This is a genomic window from Burkholderia sp. Ac-20349, assembly GCF_017104865.1.
In the GTDB taxonomy this organism is placed as follows: Bacteria; Pseudomonadota; Gammaproteobacteria; order Burkholderiales; family Burkholderiaceae; genus Burkholderia; species Burkholderia aenigmatica.
Map to the genome: position 1 here is coordinate 1 of NZ_JAAGPM010000355.1, position 984 is coordinate 984.

Here is a 984-nt window from a genome sequence, read left to right on the forward strand (position 1 = left end):
CGCCACCGGCCAGCGATCGAGCGCCAGCGACAGGCGCGCGAGCGCGCCCTTCGAACCGCTGGCGACCTTGCCCAGCGCGGCCACCGCGTCGGGCGTGCCGATCGCGGCAAGCCCATCGCCCGCCGCATCGTCGGCGGCACCGCGTTCCAGCGCATCGAACGCCGCCGCGCCGCGCTCGCGCAACACGGTCGCGACCATCCGCGACATTCCCCAGAACGAATAGCCGAAGCTGTCGGGCCGGATCTTCGCGGCAATCGCGATCGCGTCGGGGTCGGTCGCAGTCAGCAGCATCCAGTGCAGCGTCTCGGGCACGTTGCGCTCCGCACCCAGCCGGCGCGCCAGTGCATTCGACACGTGCGGCGCGTCGGGCAGCAGCAGCGCCGGTATCGGCTGGCGGGTCGGGTGCAGCGCCGGCAGTGCGGCCTCGATCCTGTCGACGCAGGCCTGCCAGTCCGCCTCGCTCGCGGCGGCGAGATACTCGCGCAGCGCCGCCTCGCCGCCGAAGATCGGCCCGCGCCAGCTACCGCGCACCGGGCCTTCGACATTCGTCGTGAAACGATGGACGCGGCGCTGCGCCTGACGGTCGTAGTCGGTGTGCACCTGGATTTTCAACGCGTCGAGCAGCACGTCGATCGCACCCGTCAGGCCGTATTGCGCGATCAGGTAGCCGACGACCGGCCGGCCGATCGTGGTTTCGCCGTGATAGTCGCCCAGGGTCATCGCGAGCGCGAACAGCGCCGCGTCGGCTTCGGCATCCGCCACCGGCCCGGCGATCGGCGTGCGCGCGGCCAGCCGGTCGAGCATCCGCTGGACGGCCGGGCGCAGCGCCGCGTCGGTCGCGCCGATGTCGATCGAGTAACCGTCCTTGTCTTCGATCTTCAGCCACGCGGCACGCACGTCGAGCACGGTCACCTCGACGGGAAAACGGCGCGATGCAAACGCTTCGCGCTGCATCTGCGGCGACAGGCGCACGGGGTCACCGTG

At 71.5% G+C, this 984-nt stretch carries 1 pseudogene; it reads right to left on the reverse strand.

The window, feature by feature from the left end:
* Positions 1-984 (reverse strand): annotated as a pseudogene (locus G3N61_RS39170) (polymerase); the annotation flags it as partial.